The 22,116-nt window shown below is 71.7% G+C and carries 23 protein-coding genes; 7 read left to right on the forward strand and 16 right to left on the reverse strand.

Annotation, left to right across the window (positions count from 1 at the left end; translation table 11 throughout):
- Nucleotides 1–117: 117 nt before the first annotated feature.
- The 3 genes from ASC99_RS04075 to ASC99_RS04085 all read right to left on the reverse strand — a co-directional run bounded on the left by ASC99_RS04075 (nt 118) and on the right by ASC99_RS04085 (nt 2,949).
- Nucleotides 118–1,017, reverse strand: a complete 900-nt coding sequence (locus tag ASC99_RS04075) for an NAD(+)/NADH kinase (RefSeq protein WP_057228303.1) — start codon at nt 1,015–1,017, stop codon at nt 118–120.
- Nucleotides 1,014–2,045, reverse strand: coding sequence for an SPFH domain-containing protein (locus ASC99_RS04080; RefSeq protein ID WP_057228304.1), 1,032 nt, complete (start codon nt 2,043–2,045; stop codon nt 1,014–1,016). The genes ASC99_RS04075 and ASC99_RS04080 overlap by 4 nt, the downstream gene beginning before the upstream one ends.
- Before the next feature lie 85 nt (nt 2,046–2,130).
- Nucleotides 2,131–2,949: an SDR family NAD(P)-dependent oxidoreductase gene (locus ASC99_RS04085; RefSeq protein ID WP_057228306.1), complete on the reverse strand. Its 819-nt coding sequence runs from the start codon at nt 2,947–2,949 to the stop codon at nt 2,131–2,133.
- Between the two features lie 272 nt (nt 2,950–3,221).
- Between ASC99_RS04085 and ASC99_RS04090 the strand changes: the two genes are divergently transcribed.
- Complete coding sequence (locus tag ASC99_RS04090) at nt 3,222–4,091, forward strand: 3-hydroxybutyryl-CoA dehydrogenase (protein WP_082598066.1); 870 nt, start codon at nt 3,222–3,224, stop codon at nt 4,089–4,091.
- A gap of 46 nt (nt 4,092–4,137) precedes the next feature.
- Here the strand turns inward: ASC99_RS04090 and ASC99_RS04095 are convergent, their stop codons facing one another.
- Nucleotides 4,138–4,317, reverse strand: coding sequence for an antitoxin (locus ASC99_RS04095; RefSeq protein WP_255359218.1), 180 nt, complete (start codon nt 4,315–4,317; stop codon nt 4,138–4,140).
- A gap of 211 nt (nt 4,318–4,528) precedes the next feature.
- Between ASC99_RS04095 and ASC99_RS04100 the strand changes: the two genes are divergently transcribed.
- Complete coding sequence (locus ASC99_RS04100) at nt 4,529–5,167, forward strand: HNH endonuclease family protein (protein WP_057228310.1); 639 nt, start codon at nt 4,529–4,531, stop codon at nt 5,165–5,167.
- A gap of 58 nt (nt 5,168–5,225) precedes the next feature.
- On the opposite strand, the gene ASC99_RS04105 is transcribed toward ASC99_RS04100, so the two are convergent.
- The 9 genes from ASC99_RS04105 to infC form a co-directional block, all read right to left on the reverse strand.
- Complete coding sequence (locus ASC99_RS04105) at nt 5,226–5,966, reverse strand: DUF4328 domain-containing protein (RefSeq protein ID WP_057228312.1); 741 nt, start codon at nt 5,964–5,966, stop codon at nt 5,226–5,228.
- A 94-nt stretch (nt 5,967–6,060) separates the two neighbouring features.
- The gene (locus ASC99_RS04110; RefSeq protein WP_057228314.1) at nt 6,061–6,864 is read right to left on the reverse strand and encodes a chitosanase; all 804 of its coding nucleotides are present in this window, start codon (nt 6,862–6,864) and stop codon (nt 6,061–6,063) included.
- Between the two features lie 192 nt (nt 6,865–7,056).
- Complete coding sequence (pheT, locus tag ASC99_RS04115) at nt 7,057–9,570, reverse strand: phenylalanine--tRNA ligase subunit beta (RefSeq protein WP_057228316.1); 2,514 nt, start codon at nt 9,568–9,570, stop codon at nt 7,057–7,059.
- A complete protein-coding gene (gene pheS / locus ASC99_RS04120; protein ID WP_057228318.1) occupies nt 9,570–10,691 on the reverse strand; it encodes a phenylalanine--tRNA ligase subunit alpha in 1,122 nt (373 codons plus the stop codon). The genes pheT and pheS overlap by 1 nt, the downstream gene beginning before the upstream one ends.
- A gap of 190 nt (nt 10,692–10,881) precedes the next feature.
- Nucleotides 10,882–11,961 carry an ATP-binding protein gene (locus ASC99_RS04125; protein ID WP_057228320.1) on the reverse strand — a complete coding sequence of 360 codons (1,080 nt, stop codon included), beginning with the start codon at nt 11,959–11,961 and terminating at the stop codon, nt 10,882–10,884.
- 73 nt (nt 11,962–12,034) lie between these two features.
- Entirely contained in the window at nt 12,035–12,901 is an 867-nt protein-coding gene (locus tag ASC99_RS04130) for an RNA methyltransferase (protein ID WP_057228322.1), read from the reverse strand.
- A gap of 122 nt (nt 12,902–13,023) precedes the next feature.
- Nucleotides 13,024–13,410, reverse strand: coding sequence for a 50S ribosomal protein L20 (gene rplT / locus ASC99_RS04135; protein WP_057228324.1), 387 nt, complete (start codon nt 13,408–13,410; stop codon nt 13,024–13,026).
- A gap of 105 nt (nt 13,411–13,515) precedes the next feature.
- Nucleotides 13,516–13,710 carry a 50S ribosomal protein L35 gene (gene rpmI / locus ASC99_RS04140; RefSeq protein WP_057228326.1) on the reverse strand — a complete coding sequence of 65 codons (195 nt, stop codon included), beginning with the start codon at nt 13,708–13,710 and terminating at the stop codon, nt 13,516–13,518.
- Nucleotides 13,711–13,823: 113 nt separating this feature from the next.
- On the reverse strand, nt 13,824–14,585 hold the full coding sequence (gene infC / locus ASC99_RS04145) for a translation initiation factor IF-3 (RefSeq protein ID WP_082598068.1): 762 nt from the start codon (nt 14,583–14,585) through the stop codon (nt 13,824–13,826).
- 478 nt (nt 14,586–15,063) lie between these two features.
- Between infC and ASC99_RS04150 the strand changes: the two genes are divergently transcribed.
- Nucleotides 15,064–15,423 carry a DUF1844 domain-containing protein gene (locus ASC99_RS04150; RefSeq protein ID WP_057228330.1) on the forward strand — a complete coding sequence of 120 codons (360 nt, stop codon included), beginning with the start codon at nt 15,064–15,066 and terminating at the stop codon, nt 15,421–15,423.
- 146 nt (nt 15,424–15,569) lie between these two features.
- On the opposite strand, the gene ASC99_RS04155 is transcribed toward ASC99_RS04150, so the two are convergent.
- Nucleotides 15,570–16,274, reverse strand: coding sequence for an SseB family protein (locus ASC99_RS04155; protein ID WP_057228331.1), 705 nt, complete (start codon nt 16,272–16,274; stop codon nt 15,570–15,572).
- A 124-nt stretch (nt 16,275–16,398) separates the two neighbouring features.
- Between ASC99_RS04155 and ASC99_RS04160 the strand changes: the two genes are divergently transcribed.
- Genes ASC99_RS04160 through ASC99_RS04170 form a run of 3 tightly spaced genes read left to right on the forward strand, consistent with a single transcriptional unit; the run spans nt 16,399 to nt 18,848 of the window.
- Complete coding sequence (locus ASC99_RS04160) at nt 16,399–17,160, forward strand: serine hydrolase (RefSeq protein WP_057228334.1); 762 nt, start codon at nt 16,399–16,401, stop codon at nt 17,158–17,160.
- Between the two features lie 41 nt (nt 17,161–17,201).
- A complete protein-coding gene (locus ASC99_RS04165) occupies nt 17,202–18,413 on the forward strand; it encodes an amino acid deaminase/aldolase (RefSeq protein ID WP_057228335.1) in 1,212 nt (403 codons plus the stop codon).
- Nucleotides 18,414–18,473: 60 nt separating this feature from the next.
- Entirely contained in the window at nt 18,474–18,848 is a 375-nt protein-coding gene (locus ASC99_RS04170; protein ID WP_063856968.1) for a hypothetical protein, read from the forward strand.
- A gap of 46 nt (nt 18,849–18,894) precedes the next feature.
- On the opposite strand, the gene ASC99_RS41875 is transcribed toward ASC99_RS04170, so the two are convergent.
- Nucleotides 18,895–19,848: a DUF2510 domain-containing protein gene (locus tag ASC99_RS41875; protein WP_057228339.1), complete on the reverse strand. Its 954-nt coding sequence runs from the start codon at nt 19,846–19,848 to the stop codon at nt 18,895–18,897.
- Between the two features lie 200 nt (nt 19,849–20,048).
- Here ASC99_RS41875 and ASC99_RS04180 point away from each other — a divergent pair, with 200 nt between their 5' ends.
- The gene (locus ASC99_RS04180) at nt 20,049–20,753 is read left to right on the forward strand and encodes a gamma-glutamyl-gamma-aminobutyrate hydrolase family protein (RefSeq protein ID WP_057228341.1); all 705 of its coding nucleotides are present in this window, start codon (nt 20,049–20,051) and stop codon (nt 20,751–20,753) included.
- Nucleotides 20,754–20,903: 150 nt separating this feature from the next.
- Here ASC99_RS04180 and chrA read toward each other — a convergent pair whose 3' ends face one another.
- Complete coding sequence (gene chrA, locus ASC99_RS04185) at nt 20,904–22,025, reverse strand: chromate efflux transporter (RefSeq protein ID WP_057228343.1); 1,122 nt, start codon at nt 22,023–22,025, stop codon at nt 20,904–20,906.
- Nucleotides 22,026–22,116: the final 91 nt, after the last annotated feature.

A 22,116-nucleotide genomic window follows, 5' to 3' on the forward strand; every position in this document is an offset into this window, starting at 1 on the left:
GCTACCTCCCGTTCCCCGCGTCGGGCCCCTCCCGACACCGAGAACTCTGCCGCCCGGAGCACCGCCCCGCCCTCCCCCACCGGCGTGAACGGCCTCCCTCCCGAGAGTGAGCAGCCGTCAGGCGAACAGCCGCAGCCGCTGCGCCGCCACCCCCACCCGGACGGTCTGACCCCAGCTCAGCTGGAGCGCGTCCGACTCCACGCCGTCCCCGAAGGCGATCAGCCGGTCCGACTCGACCGTCAGGGTCAGCCCCTCACCGAGCGCCAGCAGGCCCTGCACCTGCTCGGTGCCGGTGGCGGGCGAGGGCCAGGCCTCCCGGACGAACCAGGCCACCGCGGCGGCGGTCGGCCCGGGCAGCGGCAGCGCGCTGCCCCGCTCCAGTGCGGCCGAGCGGCACCACCCCGTCGCCCCCGTCCCGGTGCCGACCAGCACACCCGAGGAGGCCTGTGCCTCCTCCGGCCCGTCCCCGGCGGCGAGCCGGTAGCGGGAGGTCTGGTGGCCGCTCTGGCCGAGGTAGATCTCGTTCAGGGCGAGCAGCCGCTGGGTGTCGTCGGCGACCGCCTCCACCATCGTGCGCTCCTCCAACTGCCGTTCACCGTCCGGCCCGACGGCGGCCCGCAGCAGCCGTCCGGTCTGGTCCGGCCGATGCCGGACCAGCACGCCGGGGTTGCGGCCCGGCTCGGTGTCGATGCCGATCACCGGCTGGCCGGAGAGGTACTTGGCGGCGTTGGCCACCAGCCCGTCCTGACCGACCACGACCACCAGGTCCTCGGGGCTGAACAGGAAGCGGTCCAGGTCGGCGCGCTCCACCCGGCTGCGCCGCCAGTCCAGCGGCACCGCGCCGGCCACTTCGGCGAGCGCCGCCAGCGAACGGTGGTGGCGCTCCTCCACCTCCGCCAGCGAGCGGCCGCGCGAGCCGGTGAAGAACGACGCCTGTCCGCGCGAGCCGTGCCGGGCGAGCAACTCCTCGTACTCGGTGCGGCGGTGCACCAGCACCACCCGGGGTGCCAGGCTCACCGGTCGGCACTCAGCCTGGTCAGCAGGCCGGTCAGCACGTCGGGGGTGAGCGTGATGCTGTCGATGTTCGGCAGGTGCTCGGCCAGCCTGATCAGCGCGAGTGCCCGCAGCACCTCGGGGCCTGCCTGCTGGTGCGCCGCCAGCCAGGCGGCCTCGGCCTCGGCCTTTGCGGCGCCGAGGTCCCGGTCGGAGTCGGCCTGCGCACTGGCCAGGATCCGGGCGGCCTCCGCCTCGGCGGCGGCGAGCCGGGTCCGGCGGACCGCCTCGGCCTCGGCCCTGATGCCGTCGGCGGCCGCGTTCTGCTCGGCCAGCCGGCGGGCGTTCGCGCCCTGCTGCTCGACCAACTGCTCTTCCCTGCGGGCGAGTTCGATCTGGCTGGCGAGCTCGTTCTCGGCGATCGCGCGCTCCCGCTCGACCGCCACCGCCCGCCGCTCGTACGTAGCCGCATCGGCGTCCTGCTGGACCTGCTCGCGGGTCGGGGTACGCAGCGCGCGCTCCATCTCGGCCTCGGGCCGCAGCGCGGTGATCCGCACCGCGACCACCGAGAGCCCGGTCTCGGACAGGCGCCGCTCGTCGACCAGGCCCTCACTGATCCGGTTCCGCAGCGCGGTGATGCCGTCGGCCAGCGCCTCGGCGAGCGAGGTGCGGGCGATCAGCTCCAGCGCGTACTGCTGGGCGATGTCGGTCAGCAGCGTGCCGAGCTGGTCGAGCGGCTCGGCCCGCCAGCGACCGGTGTCGGGGTCGATGCCGAAGTCCACCCGGGTCGCGGCCACCGCAGCGTCCACGATCCGGTAGGTCACGGCGGCCTGGACGGTGAGGTCCTGGAAGTCCGCAGTAGTGGCGTGGAACAGCATCGCCAACTCGCGGTCGTCGGCCGGCACTTCGGATATCGCGGCGGTGCGCGGCCGGAACCAGAACGCCAGCCCGGTGCCGTCGTGGGCGAGCTGCCCCCGGCGCAGGTGCCGTACGTGCGAGGTCGGTGCGGCCCGCAGATGCCGGAAGCCGAAGCGCCTGGTGATGTCGGCCATGGAGTCCCCCTCTGGACAGCTTTAATCGTCCCCATGACGATAAGGGCTCGACCCCTTTATCGTCAATAGGACGAAAATAGCCCTCTCAGCCCATCGGGTCGTCCTCGCCGTACGGCCGCAGCCGCAGCGTCCTGGCATCCGCCTCGCGGATCTCCTCGGCCCTACCCACCAGCTGCTCCAGGTTGTCCCGGCCCGCGTGGATGAACCGACCGTGCAGCGCGTCGAACCGCCCCCGGGCCGCGTCCACCGTGACCGCCACCATGTACGGGATGCTCCCCCAGGCCTTCATGTCCTGGAACATCGGCATGCCGGCCGTCATCTCGGTCTGCACCGCGCCCGGGCTGATGTCGAGTACCACCACGTGGTGCTCGGCCAGCGAGTCGGCGATGTTGTCGGAGAGCTGGAGCAGCGCGCCCTTGGAGGTGGCGTACGCGGTGTAGTGCCCGTCCGGCCGCAGCGCGAACCCGGAGTTGAGGTTCACCACCCGGCCCCGGCCGCGCTCGACCATCCCCGGCAGCACACTGCGCAGCAGGTTGTACGGGCCGCGCAGGTTGGTCTCCACCACCTTCCACCACTGGGACGGGTCGGTCTCCCAGACCGGCACCTCCTCCCGGTCCACCTGACCGGCGTTGTTGACCAGCAGGTCGACCGGCCCGAGGTCGCGCTCGACCGCCCGGACCGCCTCCCGGACGGCACCCGGCCTGGTCACGTCCGCCGTCACGGCGACCCCGCGCGCGCCGTGCCGCACACACTGCCTGAGGGTCTCCACCAGCGTCGTGTGGTTGCGGCCGACCAGCCCCACCGCCATCCCCTCGGCGGCCAGCCCGATGGCGATCTCCCGCCCGATCCCGCGGCCCGCCCCGGTGACCAGCGCGACCTGTCCTGCGAGTGATCCCGTAGGCATGCGTACGTGCTCCCTCCTCGACTGCTCCGTATTCTTCGGGCCGTCCGGCCACCCGAGTTGGATCACGGGGGCCGACCGGGCCGCTTGTCATCCGATCGGCTCAGCATTCGTACCCGCAGCACCCGACGAAGATCACATCCCGGACCGGAGATGAACTCGTCGGTAGCCGGGTAGTACCGTCGTCCGGGCGGCACGTACGGCCACGACACCGGCGCGCCTCCGCTGTTACGCATGCTGGGCACCCCCAGCTCCACCGTGAAGAGGGCAACTGAGTGAGTGACATCGCGCGCGTCGGAGTAGTCGGCTGCGGCCTCATGGGGTCGGGCATCGCTGAGGTCTTCGCCCGCTCGGGCCTGGACGTGCTGGTCTCGGAGGCCAGTGGAGAGGCCCTGGAGCTCGGCCGGACCCGGCTCGGCAACTCGCTCGCCACCGCCGTCCAGCGCGGAAAGCTGACGGACGAGCAGCGCGCCGAGACCCTGTCCCGGATCGCCTTCACCACCGACCTGGGCGACTTCGCCGACCGCGACCTGGTGGTCGAGGCGGTGGCGGAGCAGGAGGAGATCAAGAACAAGATCTTCCAGACTCTGGACCAGGTGATCGAGCGCCGGGATGCCATCCTGGCCTCCAACACCTCCTCGATCCCGATCGTGAAGCTGGCCTCCGCCACCTCCCGCCCGGAGCAGGTGATCGGCCTGCACTTCTTCAACCCCGCCCCGGTCCAGCGCCTGGTCGAGGTCATCCCGACCCTCACCACCTCCGCCGAGACCACCGCGAGGACCGAGAACTTCGCTGTCCAGGTGCTCGGCAAGGAGCCGATCCGGGCCCGCGACCGGGCCGGCTTCGTGGTCAACGCCCTGCTGGTGCCGTACCTGCTCTCGGCCGTCCGGATGTTCGAGTCCGGCGTCGCCACCGCCTCCGACATCGACAAGGGCATGGAGGCCGGCTGCGCCCACCCGATGGGCCCGCTCCGCCTCTGCGACCTGATCGGCCTGGACACCATCCTGTCCATCGCCGACTCGATGTACGACGAGTACAAGGAGCAGCTCTACGCCGCCCCCCCGCTGCTCTCCCGGATGGTCGACGCCCGCCTGCTGGGCCGCAAGTCCGGCCGCGGCTTCTACGACTACACCGCGAGCGCCTGACCCCACCCCCGTACCGGGATCGGTACGGGGCCCTGTCACGCGCGCCTTACTGCGGTGCGGGCGGCTCCTGGGTGCCGAGCTGTTCGTTGAGCTTCTGCTGCGCGGTGTCGACCTGGCCGCTGTACTTTCCGCCGGTCTTCTCGTCGACCGCGTCGCCCGCCTTGTCGACTCCCGTCCGCACGGTGTCCTCGTGGCCCTTGATCATGCTCTTCAGCTTTTCGAACACGGCTCGGTCCTTCCTGTGCAGCGATCGGACCCTCCAAGGATCACCGCTGCCCCCGCCGACCGCATCCGCAGGCAGCTTCGGTGAAGAGTCACCGTCAGAAATTTACCTCCCGGGTCTACCCGCGTAAACCAGTGGCCCCCCATGATGGCGGAGCGCATCCACCCGACTCCCCCGGGTGGTCCAACTCCCCTGTCGAGTACTGGAGTTCGCCATGTCCCGAGTTCGTCGCGCCGCCGCTGCGGCCGGTGCCGTCATGCTGGCCTCGGCCACCCTGTTCGGCATCGCCGCCCCCGCCCAGGCCGCCCTGCCGACGCCCGTGTCGGCCGCCACCGCCCGGACCTACCTGGCCTCGCTCACCGTCGCCGCCGACTCGCACGCCTCGACCTACGACCGTGCGCTCTTCCCGCACTGGAGCACCGTCTCCGGCTACTGCGACACCCGCGAGACGGTGCTCAAGCGGGACGGCGTCAACGTGGTCACCAGCTCCACCTGCGCCGCCACCTCGGGCTCCTGGTACAGCCAGTACGACGGCATCACCGAGACCGCATCCAGTGACATCGACATCGACCACATGATCCCGCTCGCCGAAGCCTGGCGCTCCGGCGCCTGGGCCTGGACCACCGCCCAGCGGCAGGCCTTCGCCAACGACCTGACCCGGCCCCAGCTGATCGCGGTGACCGACAACAGCAACCAGAGCAAGAGCGACCAGGACCCGGCCACCTGGCTGCCGCCGCGCACCGCGTACCGCTGCACGTACGTGCGCGCCTGGGTGCAGGTGAAGTACTACTACCACCTCACCATCGACAGCGCCGAGAAGTCCGCCCTGACCTCGGTGCTGAACGGCTGCTGAGGGAAAGGAGATCGGGGGCGCGGGCTCCCACAAGCCCACGCCCCCGATCGACCGCCCGTCAGGCCTGCCACTGCCAGGAGGCCGCCGGTCGGTACTCCGCTGCGGCCCGGACCGCCGTGGCGTCCTGAAGCGCCGTCAGCCGGCGCAGCACCAGGATCGCCGGCACCGCCGCGACCACGTCCACCAGGTCGGCCACCAGGGTCACCCCGAAGCCGGTGACGTACGCCTCCGGCGTCTCCGCAGCGCTGAGGAGCCGCTGGGCGGCCTGGCCGACGGCCAGCGACAGCAGCCACGCCGCCCACCAGAGGCGCAGCACCAGCTCCGAGCCCCACGGATCACCCTTCGGTGCGCTCGCCCGCCAGCAGTCCCGGGCGATCTGGAACGGGAACCAGAACGAGACCACCGGGACGATCCAGCCCCAGACCACCCAGCCCGCACCCCGACGGTGCGGGGCCTGCGGGGCCAGCAGCTCGGCGTTCTTCCGGATCCGGACGAACCAGCAGGCGAAGACCACGCCGGCGGCCACCAGCGCCACGACCTCCAGCATGGACGTTCCCGCCCACACCACCGCGTTGTTGACCGCGACGTCCTCGGACAGCCCCGGCTCGTCGACGAGCCGCTGGTAGTCACCGCGGACCACGAAGGCCATCGCGGCGTCCAGCAGGTCGGCGAGCGCCACCACCCCGACCAGGATCGAGGCCGCCACCGCGAGGCCGCGCGGCGACCGATACGCCGTCAGGGCGGGTGGCGGGCCCTGCCACTGGGGCGGCTGCGCGGTGGTGGTGCCGTCGGAGTGCATGATCGGAGGTGTCCAGTCTGTGGTGCCCACCGGGTGGCGGGATCGCAGCGGACATCGGACCATAGCTCCCGGCCGGATTTCCAAACGTTATCCGTCAGCTGTTGATGCTGAAACTGTCGCCGTAGACCTTCCACTTGAGCGGCGGGTTGAGGTCGAAGTTCTTCGCCTTCAGGAAGACCCGCTGGGCGGTGTCCACCCGACTGGTGTCGCTGTGCGCCTCCTCCTGCTGCATGGCCCACTTCCGGGCGTCCAGGAAGGCGTTCAGGTAGGTGGTCTCGTCGCCGCCCTGGGCCGGGGTCTTGGCCTTGGCCAGGGCGCGCTTGCGGATCGAGCCGAAGCTGGTGGAGTCGCCGCCGTTGCCGTGCATCACGATGGCGTCGTAGTACGCGAACTGGCCCAGCGCGCGCAGGCCGTCGGCCTTGCCCTGCTTGACCGCCGGGTTGAAGTAGACCCGGTCGCGCTCGTGGTTCTGGGCCTGCTGGAAGGTCGAGTCCTTGGCGGCGGTGGCCCAGTCGCGCTCGAAGGCGGAGCCGAGGCCGGCGTGCGATTCGGTGCCGTCCACCTTGCGCAGCGCGGGCAGGTACTTGGCGAGCACGTTGCCCGGCTTGACCTCGGTGTAGTACTCGACCAGGTCGAGCATGTCGCCGGTGCCGGAACAGAAGCCGATGATGCCCGCGGTGTAGCCACGGCCGTCGCCGATGTCCTCGATGTACTTGTACTGGGACTTCCAGTCCAGCGAGGAGTTCTCCGCGCTGGAGACCAGCTTCATCGCGATCTCCTTCTTCGCGGGGTCGTCCAGCCCGACGGCGGCGGCCTGCGAGGTACCGCCGAGCAGGGTGAGGGAGACGGTGGCGGCCAGCAGGCCGGTGATGGCGGTGCGACGGTTCAGCGCGTGCATGGGGGCGCTCCGTAAGCCGGGGAAATTAGGAAACTTTCCTAACTGACGAAGATTGAAGCGCGCCCACCACCCGCACCGCAAGAGCCAAGCCACAACTCACACCAAAACTCCAGCAGTTGGACCCAGAACGAAAGCAGGGCCCCACCCCCGGCGAACCGGGGACAGGGCCCTGCTGACCTGCACAGACAGCCGTCAGGCGCCGCGCAGCACCGCACCCGTACGGGACGCGGCGACTGCCACCGCCGACTCGCGGGCGGCCGTGGCCTCGTCCGCCGTCAGCGTCCGGTCGGTGGCCCGGAACCGCAGCGTGTACGCCAACGACTTCTTGCCCTCGCCCGCCTGCTCGCCGGTGAAGACGTCGAACAGCCGGAGGGACTCCAGCAGTTCGCCCGCCCCGTCGCGCAGCGCGGTCTCCACCTCGGCGGCGGGGACGGCGGCGTCGACGATCAGCGCCACGTCCTGGGTGGCCACCGGGTAGCCAGAGACCGGCGGGCCCGAGACCCGGCCGGACAGGTCGGCGCCCAGCAGGTCCAGGTCGACCTCCATCGCGCAGGTGCGCTCCGGCAGGTGCAGCGCCTTGATGACCCGCGGGTGCAGCTCACCGGCGTGGCCGACCACGGTGCCGGCCACCGAGAGCTCGGCGCACCGGCCCGGGTGCCACGGCGCGTACTGCGCCTGGCGGACCGTCAGTTCGACCCCGGCGGCGCGGGCCACCGTACGGGCCGCCTCGACGGCATCCGCCCAGGAGGCGCCGGCGCCCTTGCCCCACCAGCCGGACGGCAGCCGCTCGCCGGCCAGCGCGACGGCGACCCGGCGCGGCTGGTGCGGCAGGGCCGCGTCCAGCTCGGCCAGCTGCTCCGCGCTCGGACGGCGGTCGACGGGCAGTCGCGGCGCCACGGACAGCTCCGCCTTGGGCAGGAAGACCGTGCCCATTTCGAAGATCGCCAGATCGGTGTTGCCCCGGCCGATGTTCCGCCGCAGCGCACCGAGCAGGCCCGGCAGCAGCGAGGTGCGGAGCGAGGGCTCCTCGTCGCTGAGCGGGTTGACCAGCTTGACGGTCCGTCGGCGGGCGTCGCCCGCGTCCAGGCCGAGCGCGTCCAGCGCGGCCTCACCGATGAACGGGTAGTTGTTCACCTCGACGAAGCCCGCACCGGCCAGCACCACGCCGGTCCTACGGTGGAAGCGCTGAGCCTCCGTCAGACCCCGGCCCGGCGGCACCATCGGCATCCGGGCGGGGACGTTGTCGTACCCCTCCAGCCGGATGACCTCCTCCGCCAGGTCGTACGGGTCGGTCAGGTCGGGCCGCCAGCTCGGCGGGGTGACCTCGAGGATGTCGGCGCCCGCGACGGTGGCACCGATCTCCTGCAGACGCCGGGTGACGGTCTCGCGGCCGTACTCGGTGCCCGCGACCCGGTCCGGCAGGTCCGCGTGGATCGCGATGGTGCGCACCGGGTGCGGCGCTGCGATGTCGGTGACGCCCGCCTCGGCGGTGCCGCCGGCGATCAGCACCAGCAGGTCCACCGCGCGCTGCGCGGCGGCCCGGGCGGCCTCCGGGTCGACGCCGCGCTCGAAGCGCTTGGACGCCTCGGAGGGCAGCTTGTGCCGCTTCGCCGCACGGGCGATGGTGACCGGCTCGAAGTGCGCGGCCTCGATGATGATCTCGGTCGAACCGGTGGTGACACCGGTCTCCGGGTCCGTCACCGGGTCGACGATCTCGGTCGAGGCGCCGCCCATGACACCTGCCAGCCCGATCGGGCCGGAGTTGTCGCAGATCAGCAGGTCCTCGGCGGAGAGCTTGCGCTTGACGCCGTCCAGCGTGGTCAGGGTCTCGCCCTCGGCCGCGCGGCGGACCTGGATCGGCCCGTCCACCCGGCTGCGGTCGTACGCGTGCAGCGGCTGACCGACCTCCAGCATCACGTAGTTGGTGATGTCGACGGTCAGCGAGATCGGGCGGATGCCCGACTTCTGCAGCCGGCGCTGCAGCCAGAGCGGCGACTGCGCGGCCGGGTCCACACCGGTGACGGTGCGGGCCACGAAGCGGTCGCAGCCGACCGGGTCGGCCACCTTGACCAGGTAGCCGTACGAGTTGGCCGGGGGCACGTCGAGCAGCGCCGGGTCGGCCAGCGGCAGCCCGTACGCGGCGGCGGCCTCGCGGGCCACCCCACGCATGGACAGGCAGTAGCCACGGTCCGGGGTGACCGCAATGTCCAGCACCTCGTCGACCAGCTGGAGCAGCTCGATCGCGTCGGTGCCGGGCTCGTACTCCGGCGGGAGCACGATGATGCCGTTGTGGTCGTCGCCCATGCCCAGCTCGCGGGCGGAGCAGATCATGCCGGCCGAGGTGTGGCCGTAGGTCTGCCTGGCGGCGATCGGGAACGGTCCTGGCAGCACGGCACCCGGGAGCACCACGACCACCTTGTCGCCGACGGCGAAGTTGGTCGCGCCGCAGACGATCTCCTGCGGCTCGCCGGTGCCGTTGGCGTCGCCGACGTTGACGAAGCAGTGCCGGATCGGCTTCTTGAAGCCGGCCAGCTCCTCGATCGAGAGCACCTGACCGACCACCAACGGGCCCTTGAGGTCGGCGCCGAGCTGCTCGACGGTCTCCACCTCGAGACCGGCGCGGACCAGGCGGGCGGCGACGTCGCGGCCGCTCTCACCCGCCGGAAGGTCGACGTACTCGCGCAGCCAGGAAAGCGGGACGCGCATCAGATCTCCATCCCGAACGGGAGGGTGAAGCGGACGTCACCCTCGACCATGTCGCGCATGTCGGCGACGTTGTGGCGGTTCATCAGAATGCGCTCCAGGCCCAGGCCGAACGCGAAGCCGCTGTAGACCTGCGGGTCCACCCCGCAGGCGACCAGCACGCGCGGGTTGACCACGCCGCAGCCGCCGAGCTCGATCCAGCCCTCGGAGGAGCAGGTCCGGCAGGGGCGGTCCGGGTTGCCGACGCTCTCGCCCCGGCAGACGAAGCACTGCAGGTCGATCTCGGCACTCGGCTCGGTGAACGGGAAGTACGAGGGCCGCCAGCGCAGCTCCAGGCCGCCGCCGATCAGCTTCTCGACCAGCAGTTCGATGGTGCCCTTGAGGTCGGCGAAGGTGATGCCCTCGTCCACCGCGATGGCCTCGACCTGGCGGAACACCGGGGTGTGGGTGGCGTCCAGCTCGTCCGTCCGGTAGACCCGGCCGGGGCTCACCGCGTACAGCGGCGGCTCACGGTCGAGCATGGTGCGGATCTGCACCGGGGAGGTCTGGGTGCGCAGCACCACACCGGAGTCGGCGGAGCCGTCCGGGGCCTGGACGAAGAAGGTGTCCTGCATCGACCGGGCCGGGTGGTCCTCGTGCAGGTTGAGCGCGTCGAAGTTGAGCCACTCGGCCTCGACCTCGGGGCCCGAGGCGACCTCGTAGCCCATCGCGACGAAGGTGTCCTCGATCCGCTCGGCCAGCGTGGTGAGCGGGTGCCGGGCGCCACGCGGGGTGCGGTCGTACGGCAGCGTGACGTCCACCGCCTCCTCGACCAGCACGCGGGCGTCCCGCTCCGCCTCCAGCTCGACCTGACGCTTCGCCAGCGCCTGGTTCACCGCGCCGCGGGCCTGGCCGATCAGCTTGCCGGCCGCCGCCTTGGCCTGCGGGGGCAGCGCGCCGATCTCGCGGTTGGCGAGCGACAGGGCCGAACGGTCGCCGGTGTGCGCGACCTTGGCCTGCTTGAGCTCCTCGAGGGTGCCGGCCGTGGCGAAGGCCGCGAGGGCCTCGTCCCGGGCGCGCTCGACCTCTTCGGGCTTGAGTGCCTCGACCTCTACCGGGTCATAGGACTTATTGGGTGCCGACATCGCTATCTTTCCCGTGCTCCTGCTCGTGAAGGGGTGCCTGGCCCTTGCGCTACGCACTGCGTGGCCGGGGCACGGGCAGCCGCTCCCGTGTCTCAGGAAGGGTGTCCGCGGCACAGCCGCGCAGGGCGTCTCACAACGCAAAGGTCGAGTGTAGTCGCAGCCTGCGAACCGCCCGCCGGGCCTGGACTTCCTACAACATGAAGTCGGGCACTCCGGCGGGCAGGATAAATCGGAAGCAGGCGCCGCCGGAGGGCGCCCGGCTGATCCGGATGGTGCCGCCGTGGGCCTCCACGATGCCCTTGACGATGTAGAGGCCGAGGCCGGTGCCGCCGCGCTTGGAGCCGCGCCAGAAGCGGGTGAAGACGCGCGGCATGGACTCCTCCGGAATCCCGCTGCCCTCGTCGCTCACCGTCACCGCCGTCCCTTCCAGGACTCGTTCCCGACCGGCGCTCTCGACCACTTCCTTGGCGGGCGCCACCTCGATCGTGACAGTTCCCTCACCGTGCCGCACGGCATTTTCCAGCAGGTTGGCGAGTACCTGGTCGAGTTTGTCCGGGTCGGCCCAGAGCTGGGTGAGCGGCTGCTCGATCCGGATGTCGAAGCGGTCGGCCGCGATGCCCGCCGCCAGCTTGCCGTCCACGTGCCGTCGGACCGCGGCCGGCAGGTCCACCACCTGCTTGTAGAGCTCCAGCCGGCCGGCGTCGATCCGGGAGATGTCCAGCAGCTCGGCGATCAGGCGGGTGACCCGGTCGGCGTCCGCGTCCACGGTCTCCAGCATCACCCGCTTCTGGCCGTCGGTGAACCGCTCCCACTTGGCCAGCAGCGTCTTGGTGAAGCCCTTCACACTGGTCAGCGGGGAGCGCAGCTCGTGGGCCACGGTGGCGATCAGCTCGGCGTGACTGCGTTCGGTCCGCCGGCGCGCCTCGGTGCCGCGCAGCGCCACCACCACCTGCCGGACCGGACCGCGCGGCTGCTCCCGGACGTACCGGGCGGAGACCAGCACCTCCCGGCTGCCGGGCAGTAACAGATTCCGCTCGGGCTGCCCGGTCCGGATCGGCAGGCCGCCGTACGGGTCCGTCAACGGCCACCAGCGGCGGCCGTCCAGATCCTCCAGCGGCAGTGCCTGCTCCAGTGGCATGCCCAGCACCGCCTCGGGCCGGACGCCGGTCAGCCGGGCGGCGGCCCGGTTGAAACGGACCACCGCGCCGGACGCGTCGGCGACCACCAGCCCGTCCGGCAGGTCGTCCAAGTCCAGTTCGGTGCCGACCATGGGTTGCCCTCCCCTTAGACCCTCCGGGCCTTACCCACCGTGTACGTGCCCCCACTGTCCGACCCTAGCGCCCCTACCCCTTCGCGCGACACCCTCCGGGAGACCGCTGGGCGCGCGCGGAGGCGTACAGGCACACGGCGGCGGCCGTAGCGAGATTGAGGCTCTCGGCGTGTCCGTGGATGGGCACGCGCACCACCTCGTCCGCGAGTGCGCGGGTCTGCTCCGGCAGGCCCCAGGCCTCGTTGCCGAAGACCCAGGCCCCGGGCGCGCCGAGGGTGCCCTCGTCCAGCTCCTGGTCGAGGTCCCGGTCCCCCGCGCCGTCGGCGGCCAGCACCCGGACGCCGGCCTCCCGCAGCCGGGCGACCGCCTCCTCGACCGGCACGCCGACCGCGAACGGCAGGTGGAACAGGCTGCCCACCGAGGCCCGCACCGCCTTCGGGTTGTACGGGTCCACCGAGGCGTCGGTGAGGATCACCGCGTCCGCCCCGGCCGCGTCGGCGGTCCGCAGCACGGTGCCCGCGTTGCCGGGGTCGCGCACGTGCGCCAGCACGGCGACCAGCTGCGGCTTCATCCCGAGCACCTGCTCGAAGGGGGTGTCCAGGAAGCGGCAGAGCGCCACGATGCCCTGCGGGGTGACGGTGTCACAGATCTCGCCGATCACCTCGTCGGTCGCGGTGAGCACCGGCAGGCCCTCGGCCAGCGCCGCGTCCACGATCTCGGCGTGCCGCTCGGCCGCCTCCAGGGTGAGGTAGATCTCCACCACCGCGTGCTCCCCCGAGCCCGCCAGCCGCCCGTACGCGACCGCCTCGCGCACCGCCTGCGGGCCCTCGGCCAGGAAGCGCCGCTCCTTGCTCCGCTGGTTGCGCTTGGCCAGCTTGCGTGCGGCGATCACCCGGGGCGAACGCAGGGAGGTGAGCAGGGGAGGTTCGGTGCTCTGCATGGTCTCGTCTCTGGGGTGACGCGGTGACGGTGTGTCAGGAGGGGCTAAAGCACACAGACCCGCAGGCGAACCTGCGGGTCTGTGTGAGTCAGCTGCGCTGCCGATCCTCGGAAGGATCAGATTCAGGCGGCGACGCGCGGGGCGTTGACGTCCTCGGGCAGCGCCTTCTGGGCGACCTCGACGAGCGTGGCGAACGCGCCCGGGTCGTTGACGGCCAGCTCGGCCAGCATCTTCCGGTCGATCTCGACGTTCGCGATCTTCAGGCCCTGCACGAAGCGGTTGTACGTGATGCCGTTGGCACGGGCCGCAGCGTTGATGCGCTGGATCCAGAGCTGGCGGAAGTCACCCTTGCGCTTCTTGCGGTCGTTGTAGTTGTAAACGAGCGAGTGGGTGACCTGCTCCTTGGCCTTGCGGTACAGGCGCGACCGCTGGCCGCGGTAACCCTTCGCTCGCTCGAGGATGACCCGGCGCTTCTTGTGGGCGTTTACTGCCCGCTTGACGCGTGCCACTTCATTACTCCTTGGATTGGACCACGGACTACTTCACGCGGTCCGTAAACGAATGGGTCGGAAAGGATCAGCCGGGGTCCTGCGGCCATCGGCCGCAGGAGGCGATCACTTGCCGAGAAGCTTCTTGATCTTCTTCACGTCGGCGGGGGAAACCACGACGGTGCCGGCCAGCTTGCGGGTCAGCGTCGACGGCTTGTGCTCGAGCAGGTGGCGACGGCCGGCACGCTCGCGCAGCACCTTGCCGGAGCCGCTGATCTTGAAGCGCTTGCTGGCGCCGCTGTGGGTCTTTTGCTTCGGCATGTCGCCGTATCTCCTCGTCGGTCCGCCCCCGCCCGCGCGTTGCCGCGCGGGCGGGGACTGGATGGATCTGGTGGGTGGGGCGGGACGCCCCACTACCTCGTTGACCGAACCGCTCAGGCTTCCTGAGTGGTCTCGGCCGGCTTCTCGACCTCGGCGGTCTCGGTCTCGACCTCGGCGGTCTCGTCGACGTCCACCTCATCGGTGTCGTCGTCGTCGTCCGCCTCCGCCTCGAGCGCCGCGTTCTCGGCCTCGAGAGCGGCGTCGTCGGCGTCGTCCAGGACGTCGTCCAAGCTACCGGTGCGACCCTGACGCTCCGCCTTGCGGGCGTCGGCGATCGCACGAGCCTCGGCCATCGCCTCGGTCTTCTTCTTGTGCGGACCAAGAACCATGATCATGTTTCGGCCGTCCTGCTTGGCCGAGGACTCCACGAAGCCCAGGTCCTGCACATCGTTCGCCAGCCGCTGCAGCAGTCGGAAGCCCAGCTCGGGGCGGGACTGCTCGCGACCACGGAACATGATCGTGATCTTGACCTTGTCACCCTGCTTGAGGAACCGAACGACGTGACCCTTCTTGGTGTCATAGTCGTGCGGGTCAATCTTCGGCCGGAGCTTCATCTCCTTGATGACCGTGTGCGCCTGGTTCTTGCGCGCCTCACGGGCCTTCATGGCCGACTCGTACTTGAACTTGCCGTAGTCCATGAGCTTGCACACCGGCGGCCGGGCGGTCGCCGCGACCTCGACCAGGTCGAGGTCGTACTCCTGCGCGAGCTCCAGCGCCTTGGCAAGCGGCACAATGCCGACCTGCTCGCCGCTGGGACCGACGAGTCGCACCTCGGGGACGCGAATCCGGTCGTTGATGCGGGGCTCGGTGCTGATGGGGCCTCCTTGGTTGCACCTTCTGCGATGCGGCCGTCGGAAGGCGGTCGCACGTAGTGGACTCGACCACTGGGCGGGGCTTCATTCGTGCTGCGCTGCCCACTGGCGTACGCACCGCGACACGAAAAAAGCCCCGCTCGGTACAAGCGGGGCTCCACAACCGGGGGGCGGCACCCTTCTCGCGAAGTGCGCTGCTCGGCGACTCGCTGGAACCTTGCGGCTCAGGTGTCGCGGACCGGACCCGTCGACCGCGAGGACGATCGGGTGGGAGACTTTCGCGGTTGCCCTCTCGGGCCTCCTGTGAGTGGAGCCTCCACTTGCTGGCCGGGCTACCTTGCGGTCTCCTGGCCGGTCAGTCTCGAAGCATACAGCGTTTCCGCCGAGGGTGGTATTCCGGGCCCCGGGCCGGTGGCCGGACGGCGGTCCGCTCCTCTGTACGCTCCCAGGTGTACCCGTTTCCACTGAGAAGTGAGCCCCCGTGAGCGACAGCACCCCCAACGACGAGATCGGCTTCGACGACCTCACCCGCGACATCGCCGAGGTCCCGGCGGTCGAGGTGATCACCACCGTAGCGGTGCACCTGATGAGCGCGGCCGCCGTCAAGTGCGGGCTCGCCGAGGGCGGCGAGAAGGACAAAGACCTCGACGAGGCCCGCAAGCTGATCACCGCCCTGGCCGGCCTGGTCACCGCCGGAGCCCCCGAGATCAGCAGCTTCCACGCCGCACCGCTCCGGGACGGCCTGCGCTCCCTGCAGCTCGCCTTCCGCGAGGGCTCCCTCGTCCCGGACGCCCCCGGCACCGGCCCGGGCGAGAAGTTCACGGGGCCCGTCTACAGCTGATTCGGGCAGACGCCCAAGTGGCACACGCCAGGGGCTCGGGGAACTGCGACGCCGACCTCGAAAAAGGTGATCCATACGTAGGTGGTCAGGCACTTTCGCAGTTCCCCGAGCCCCCGGACCGTAAAACCGGAGCACCTGCAGAAGTATCAGCGCAGTAGGGCGAGGTCCAACCCCCGGTTGAGCCGCACTCGGAGCAGCGGGTCCTCGGCCAGGGCCGTGGCGAGACGCTGCGCCAGTTCCTGGACCGGTGTGCCGTCGGCGAGGGCGAGCGCGAGCACCACGTCGGTCTCGGTGCCCGGACGGAGTTCGGACCGCAGGACGGCCGGTTCGGCCGCGACCAGCGCCGCGACCGCCGCCTGCACCTCCGGGTCCTCGACCGGCGGCAGGTAGCGCCGGTTCTCGGCGAGCGCCCGCAGCCGGGCCCCGGCAACCGAGTACGACACCGGCCCCGCCGGGTCGATCAGCAGGGTGTCGGCCCGCTCGGAGTAGGCGACCATCGCAGCCTGCGGTCCGGCCACCGGTGCCGGACGGGCGTCCGCCCGCCAGCGGGCCAGGCTCTCCAGTGAGGTGAAGGCGGGCAGCGCCCGGCGTCCGTCGGCGGCCTCGATCAGCGGGACGGCCATGTCGCTGGTCTTCTCGTGCTTCAGCCCGTTGGCGTCGGTCTCCACCTCGCCGAGCAGGGCCACGATCGGGACCATCAGCCGACTGGCCGTCAGCGCGGCCAGCAGCTCGGACTCGGCGGCCGAGGCGGTCCGGTCGGCCGACCAGGCGGCCAGGGCGGCGCTCAGGCGCGGGTCGGCAGTGCCGTCGTCGTCGGCGAATCCGGGGTTCGGGATGTTCTTCTGGTCCACCCGGTGAGCGTATGCCAACCAGGCCGGCGGATTCTCAGCCGGTGCTCACCACCAGCTCAGCCCGGACCCATCAGCGGCGCCGAAGCTCTACCTCGTCCAGGCCTCGCCAAGCGGTTCGGCCCCGGTGGCGAACGTCCAGCCCGCAGTCGCGTCGGCTGCCCCGCCCGACCCCGCCCCCGCCGTCCGAGCCGCCGCTGCGGCGGTGGCCGCCCAGGGTGCGGTGTCCGTCGCGGTGCTGGACACCGAGAGCGGGGTGAGCGCCTCGTACGGGACCGGTTCGTTCGTCACCGCGAGCATCGTCAAGGCGGACATCCTGGCCGCGCTGCTCTGGCAACGGCAGCAGGCGGGGCGGGAGTTGACGACCGCCGAGCGGGCGGCCGCGACGCTGATGATCGAGCAGAGCGACAACACCGCCGCCGACACGCTCTACACGGCGGTCGGCGAGGCGGCCGGGCTCGATGCCGCGAACCTGGCCTTCGGACTGACCGGCACCACGGCCGGGGCGGACGGCCACTGGGGGCTGACCGAGACCACCGCCACCGACCAACTCCGGCTGCTCCAGGTGGTGTTCGGGACCGGTTCACCGCTGGAGGCCGACCGGCAGGGGTATCTGCAGGTCCTGATGGGCCAGGTGGCCACCGATCAGGACTGGGGCGTCTCGGCAGCCGACCAGGACGGCGCGTACACCCTGAAGAACGGCTGGCTGCCGCGCTCGGCCACCGGGCTCTGGGTGGTGAACAGCATCGGCCGGGTCACCCACGACGGGCGGGAACTGCTGGTGGCGGTGCTCAGCGAGGGCTCGGCGGACCAGCAGAGCGGGATCGACACCGTGCAGGAGCTGGCCGAGGCGGCCACCGGGGCACTGACGGCCGAGCTGACGGGCTGACACCCCTACCCATGAGTACGGACGTGTGGCAGTCTGCGCCCATGGTCAACCATGCCGTTCCCGGCCTCGCCGCCGACCGAGCCCGCTATGACCGGGCCACCGCGCACCTCGACGCGCCACTGGCGGTCGTGGACCTGGACGCCTTCGACGCCAACGCGGCCGACCTGGTGCGCCGGGCGAACGGCAAGCCGGTCCGGGTGGCCAGCAAGTCGGTGCGCTGCCGGGCGCTGCTGGAGCGGGTGCTGGCGATGGACGGCTTCGCCGGGGTGATGAGCTTCACGCTGGCCGAGTCGATCTGGCTGGCCAGGGAGGGCTTCGAGGACATCCTGCTCGCCTACCCGTCGGCCGACCGGTCCGGGTTCGCCGAGCTGACCGGTGACCCCAAGCTGGCCGCGACCGTCACGGTGCTGCTCGACGACCCCGCGCAGCTCGACCTCATCGACTCCGCCCGTACCGGCAACGAGGAGGTCCGGGTCTGCCTGGAGCTGGACACCTCGCTCCAACTGCTCGGCGGCAGGATCCGGGTCGGCGCCCGGCGGGCGCCGCTGCGCACCCCCGAGGCGCTCGGCGCGTTCGCCGAACTGGTGCAGCAGCGCCCGGGGTTCCGGGTGGTCGGGCTGATGGCGTACGAGGGCCACATCGCGGGCGTCGGCGACCTGATCGCGGGCCGCCCGGTGCGCTCCCGGATGATCCGGACGATGCAGAGCAGGGCCCGGCGCGAGCTGGCCGTGCGGCGGGCCGCCGTGGTGCGGCGGCTGCGCGAGGTGGCCGATCTCGAGTTCGTGAACGGCGGCGGCACCGGCAGCGTGGAGAGCACGGTGGCCGAGCGAGCGGTGACCGAGGTGGCCGCCGGGTCCGGACTGTACGTGCCCCGGCTGTTCGACAACTACCGTTCGTTCCAAGGGCGTCCGGCCGCACTGTTCGCCCAGCCGGTGGTCCGCCGGCCCGGGCTCGGCGTGGTCACCGTGCTCGGTGGCGGCTACCCCGCCTCGGGCGCGGCCGGTCCCGACCGCTCGCCGGTGCCCTACCTGCCGGCCGGGCTGAAGTACGACCCGCAGGAGGGGGCGGGCGAGGTGCAGACGCCGCTGCTCGGGTCGGCGGCGGACGACCTGCGGATCGGTGACCGGGTCTGGTTCCGGCACGCCAAGGCGGGCGAGCTCTGCGAGCGCTTCGCGGAGCTGCACCTGATCCAGGGCGACCGGGTGGTGGACACCGTGCCGACGTACCGGGGCGAGGGGCGGACGTTCCTCTGACAACCGTCGGTGCGCTGACCTAGGCTGACGGTCCATCACCGATGGTTGGGGGCGGGGTTCATGGATGCTGAGCTGGTGGCTGCGGCGACGGGCGCGCTGGTCCAGGCGATGACGACGGACGCCTGGCAGGCGGTCCGCGGGCAGGTGGCCGCGCTGTTCGGGCGCGGCGGCCGGGAGGAGGAGGTCACCGCCGAGCTGGAGATCGTCCGCGAGGAGGTCACGGCGGACGGCGACGAGCTCGCGGCCCTGACCTGGCTGCGCCGGACGCTGCGGGCCAACCCGGAGTTCGCCGCCGAGCTGCGGGAGCTGCTGGTGGACACCTCGCCGCGGACCGGGCTGCCCCCGCAGGGCCCCCGGGTCTCCAACCAGATCACCGGCGAGACCTTCGAGAAGGTGTTCCAGGCCGAGAACGTCACCATCGAGAACCTTCACTGACGCGACCGGCCCCCGCCCGGTGGGCGGGGGCCGGTCTGCCGGTCCGTCAGGCGCGGGTGCCGCCGCCCTCGCCGAGCTTGCCGGTGAACGCCTTGATGCTCTCCACGATCTTGTCCATCTGGGTCAGCTGGGGAGCCTTGTCGTCGATGTCGAAGCCCAGGTGGACCGAGGCCAGCGCCTTGCCGTCGGCGGTCGGGAAGACCACGGTCTGCACGTAGCCGTCGTTGCCCTCGGGCGCGTCCACCTTCCAGCGGACCAGCCAGCCGTCCCGGCCGTCGATCGCGATCGGCTCGGACTTCAGCTGCTCGTGCGACTTGATCTTGCCGTACGAGTCCTCGGCCGCCGTGGTGATGTCCTGCTCGGCGGCCTGCTTGACGTCGGTCCCCTTGAGCTGACCGGTCGACACACCGCCCAGCGAGCACTCGCCGCTGCCGGAGGCGCAGGTGTACGAGCCGATGCTCAGCCCGGCGTACCCCGCCTTGGTGGTGCCGCCGGTCCAGCCGGTCGGGATCGACAGGCTGATCCGGTTGACCGCGTCCACCGCCAGGCCGGAGTTCCGGCCCTTGCCGCCGGGGGCCTCCGGCTTGGGGGTGCCGTCGCTGCCTTCGGCGCTGTCACCGCCCCCGCCGGGCCGGAACTCCGGGCGGACCTTCTGTGCCGACCGCCGGTCCGACTTGCCGTCCATCGCCAGGTAGGTGACGCCGGAACCGACCAGCAGGCCCGCCAGCGCGGCCACGGCGACCGCCGCCAGCACCGGCTTGGGAAGCTTCCGGCGTACCGGCGCCACCTCGGCGACCGACACCAGCGGCTCCGGGTAGCGGACCGTCGGCCCGCTCTCCAGCACCTCGCCCTCCAGTACCTTCGGCCCCTCGGGGCTGTCCGCCGGGGCGGGCCGGGTGTTGGCCGTCCAGCCCTGGCCGTCCCACCAGCGCTGCGGCCGGGGGTCGGTCGTGGTGTCCTGCGGGTCCGGGTACCACCCGGCGGGAATCTGCTCGCTCACGGCACCGAATCTAGGCGCCCGAAGATAAACGCGGTATCAGTTCGACCCCTGTTCCGGCCGTTTTCCGATGAGATTCCGGTAAGAAAGCTGCCGGCCCCGCCCATCGGTCGCTCGACGGACCTGACGGAGCCTCCGGCGACCGGGCGACCTGACGGCGAATCGGCCACCGGCACGGGCTCCGACCGTGCAGAATCCGGGCCATGACCAACAGACCCCTGATCGGAGTCAGCACCTACGTCAACGACGCGACGTGGGGGCCCTGGGACGCCCAACGGGCCGTGCTGCTCCCCGAGCGGTACCCGCAGCTGGTGCAGCGCGCCGGTGGCACCGCCGTCCTGCTGCCGCCGGACGCCCCCGAGACCGCCCCCGGCCTGCTCGCCCGGCTGGACGGCCTGGTGATCTCCGGCGGCCCCGACGTCAATCCGGCGTTGTACGGCGCCCTGCCGCACCCCAAGACCCGGGCCACCGCACCCGAGCGGGACCTCTGGGAGGCCGCCCTGCTGCGGGCCGCACTGGCCTCCGGCTTGCCGCTGCTCGGCATCTGCCGGGGGATGCAGCTGCTCAACGTGGTCTGCGGCGGCACCCTGGTGCAGCACCTGGAGAACGGCGAATGCCACCTGCCCACCGCCAACCGCTACGGCTCCCACCCGGTCCGCCCGCTGGCCGGCACCCGGCTCGCGTCACTGCTCCCCGAGCCGGAGGTCGAGGTCCCGACCTCGCACCACCAGGCGGTCGACCGGCTCGGCGAGGGCCTGACGGTCAGCGCACTCGCCGAGGACGGCACCGTCGAGGCGGTCGAGGGCTCCGGCTTCGTCCTCGGCGTCCAGTGGCACCCGGAGCAGGGGGCGGACCTCCGGGTGATGCAGGCCCTGGTCGAGGCAGCGCGGGTCCCTGCGGTCGTCTGAGGCCGGCCATATACGGTCCAGGGGCTCGGGGAACTGCGAGGAGATCTGGCGTTCGGGTCACTGCGAAGGTGCCTGACCGCCCACACAGGTGCAACGCTCCCGAGGTTGGCGTCGCAGTTCCCCGAGCCCCTATCTGCCGAAGCATGTGCCTCAGATGAGCAGGGCCCCCGCCAGCCCCGCGAGGAGGAGGCAGGTGACCACGGAGCGGCGGGCGGCCAGCAGCCAGAGCAGGGCGAGGCCCAGGAGCACGTACTGCCAGGGGAGTTGCAGGCTGAGGGCGAGCGGGACGGCCGAGCCGGCGATGGCTCCGGTGACGGCGGGGCCTGCGCCGGTGAGGAAGTCCTGGATGCGCTGGTCGGCCCGGAGCCGGTCGAAGTGGGCGGCGCCGAGGAGGACGAACAGGAAGGACGGCGCGAAGGCCACCAGGGCCGCCAGCAGGCCGCCCGTCAACCCGGCTGCCGCGTAGCCGACCACCGCGACGGTCTGGACGACCGGTCCGGGAGTGATCTGGCCGAGGGCGACGGCGTTCAGGAACTGACCGTCCGTCATCCAGTGGTAGCGCTCGACCGCGTCGTACCGCATCAGCGGGATGATCACGAAGCCACCACCGTACGAGAGCGCCCCCACTTTGAGGGCCACCCAGGCCAGGGCGCCGAGGCCGCCGGTCGCGGGCAGCGCGCCGAGCAGCAGGGGCAGCGTCAACCGCCGTCCCCGGACGGTGACTTCGGCCAGACCGGCGGCCAGCAGGACCAGGACCAGCCAGGGGCCGGTGAGCATCGCGGCGGCCGCGCCGCAGAGGGCGTACCCGGCCCAGCGGGCCCGGGCTGCCCGGGCCTTGCCCGCCCGGGCCAGGCTGCCCGGCACCAGGGCGGCGGCGGCCTGCACCGCGACCGCAGGCACCGCTGCGCCGGCTCCGGCGGCCGCGCCGAGCACCCAGGCCGGTGGGTCGCCCGCCAGGAAGAGTGCGGCCAGCGCCAGGATCAGGGCGAGGCCGGGGAGGATGAAGCAAGCCCCGCCGACCAGCGCCCCGGCGGTGCCGCGCAGCCGCCAGGCGGTGAAGATCGCCAGCTGGGTGGAGGCCGGTCCCGGCAGCAGGTTGGTGGCGGCGATGCCGTCCTCGAACTCGTCCGGGCGCAGCCAGCCGCGCCGCTCCACGCAGAGCCGGCGGAGCAGCAGGATGTGGGCGGGCGGGCCGCCGAAACCGGTGCAGCCGATCCGGCCCCACTCCCGGGCGATGGTGAGCAGCGATACCCGCTCCTGATGGTCCGACACGTCCGTTCCCCTGTTCACCCGGTGGCGGGCAGACCTCGCCGGGCGTGACCCTAGCGGAGGCGGCCGACCGGTTGATGAACATCCGGAGAGG

Source organism: Kitasatospora sp. Root107, from assembly GCF_001424875.1.
Classification (GTDB): domain Bacteria; phylum Actinomycetota; class Actinomycetes; order Streptomycetales; family Streptomycetaceae; genus Kitasatospora.